Source organism: Bacillus sp. GMs2/2 (genome assembly GCF_050172095.1).
Taxonomy (GTDB): Bacteria; Bacillota; Bacilli; order Bacillales; family Bacillaceae_G; genus Bacillus_A; species Bacillus_A cereus.
Genome location: NZ_JBNLYE010000565.1, coordinates 1 through 1,968 on the forward strand (window position 1 = coordinate 1; position 1,968 = coordinate 1,968).

Sequence of the window (1,968 nt, forward strand, 5' to 3'; positions counted from 1 at the left end):
TTTAAAGGTATGTTGATATCATCACTTGCAATTACAACTTTTGCTGGGGTAGGTACGACATTTGTAACAAATACAGTATATGCTGCTAATGACAATTCTAGTAAAATACTAGTTCGTTCTAATAAGAGTATAAATACAACAACTAGCTCGAGATTGCCTGTATTATCAGTCAATCCTTATGATGAACCTAGATTTTCGAGACAGGGATATCTTGAAGAGGCACCTTTAGGAATTAATGCTCCTTATGCTTGGGGAATTAAAGGAGGAGATGGTCAAGGAGCAACTTTTGTAGATTTGGAAGAAGGCTGGTTATTAAATCATGAAGATTTAGTCGGTCAAAATATTGAATTTATGTCTGGAAAAATGAGTAATGATCTTTCTCATGGTACTTCAGTTCTAGGTGTTGTTTCTGCAGCTGACAATCGGATTGGGAACATTGGGATTGCACCAAAAGCAAAGGCAAAAGTAATTTCAGTGATCCGAGATAATGGGAGAATCGATGTAAGAGATGCTATTTTAAGTGCCGTAGATTCTTTACAGGCTGGAGATGTTTTATTAATAGAGGAATCCTTTAAATATGATGGATATGGAGATGACCCTTTACCAGTAGAAGTATACCCGAGTATATTTAACGCAATTCGCAAAGGTACAGATAAAGGCATTATTATTGTAGAAGCAGCTGGTAATGGTGGGATTGATTTAGATGAATTTAAAGACCGTAATGGTAAACAGATTTTAAATCGAAATAGTCCAGACTTTAAAGATTCAGGAGCTATTATAGTTGGAGCATCTACTGCAAGAGTTCCTCATAAACGTTTAGGTTTCTCTAACTATGGTAGTAGAATTGATGTATATGGTTGGGGAGAGTATGTTGACACATTAGATACATATCAAAATCAAAATAGTAAAGGACAAAAAGTTACAGATCAGAGTATAATGAATCGTTATACTTCTAATTTCCGTGGTACTTCTAGCGCTTCGCCTATAATCGCTGGGGCTGCTGTATCAATTCAAGGGATTGCTAAAGAACATTTAGGTAAGGCATATACACCAAAAGAATTGAGAGCAATTTTAAGTAATCCTAATACAGGCACAAAGTCTAATAATCCATCATCTGATAAAATAGGGGTTTTACCAGATTTAAAAGCGATTTTGTCTAACCTTGGATTTCATAGTGATTTAACTACCAATGATCCTATGGTATTTCCAGATAACGTAGAAAAAAATGAAGGAAAAGAAAATTCAACTTTCGTATTTCCAGGTGAAGAAACAAAAAAAACAGGGGAGAAAAATTCAACTGTAACATTCCCAGAAGAAGATTTAAAACAGGAGGAAAAAGAAGAGGGATTAATTGTTTTTCCTGATTAATAAAAAAATACTACCTTCCATTTGGAGGTAGTATTTTTTATTTCTTGTCATTAACAAGCAGGCATGAAATTTGTATTTGTTTATCTTTCATAATGAACTTAACCACAAAATCGAATATTTGACTGTTAATTAACTTTTTCGTCTCAATCAATTACATGAACCAATCTAGAAATGCTTGCTGCAATGCTTTGAGCCCATCACTGTAGATGCGATGAAACAGATTTATTGCCTCTTCATCACTAACCTCAACAGGAGTGAACGTACAAAACCACTCTACTAATGATGTTTTACTTTCAGCACCTTCTTTAACCCGGATTGTGGACTCATAATTAGTGACTGGGAATGGTGAATTCATGATTGAATACGTGTAGTACCGTTCCTTATCATTGAATACTTCTAAACGTTCTATAATCGTATCACCATCTGGATTAGCTAGGTGACGTACACGACCGCCTTCAGTTAATTTACTGCTAGGTATATAAGGTAACCAGTCTGGAAGGGAGTTGAATCCTCCGATTAATTGCCATACTTGTTCAGGTGAACCGAAAATTTCCATAGATGTAGTAGTATGTGCCATATTTGTTATGCTCCTTTTTAACC

At 35.2% G+C, this 1,968-nt stretch carries 2 protein-coding genes; one reads left to right on the forward strand and one right to left on the reverse strand.

Features of this window, described 5'->3' with window-relative positions; translation table 11 throughout:
* Nucleotides 1-1,368: S8 family peptidase (locus ACQGS6_RS27375; RefSeq protein WP_426965947.1), on the forward strand; the 1,368-nt coding region annotated here is incomplete at its 5' end.
* A gap of 151 nt (nt 1,369-1,519) precedes the next feature.
* On the opposite strand, the gene ACQGS6_RS27380 is transcribed toward ACQGS6_RS27375, so the two are convergent.
* On the reverse strand, nt 1,520-1,945 hold the full coding sequence (locus ACQGS6_RS27380; protein ID WP_426965948.1) for an SRPBCC family protein: 426 nt from the start codon (nt 1,943-1,945) through the stop codon (nt 1,520-1,522).
* Nucleotides 1,946-1,968 lie beyond the last annotated feature (23 nt).

Bases quoted from the DNA above. Each gene is read 5' to 3' on its own strand.
- ACQGS6_RS27380 (WP_426965948.1), bottom strand. From the start codon at position 1,945: ATGGCACATACTACTACATCTATGGAAATTTTCGGTTCACCTGAACAA.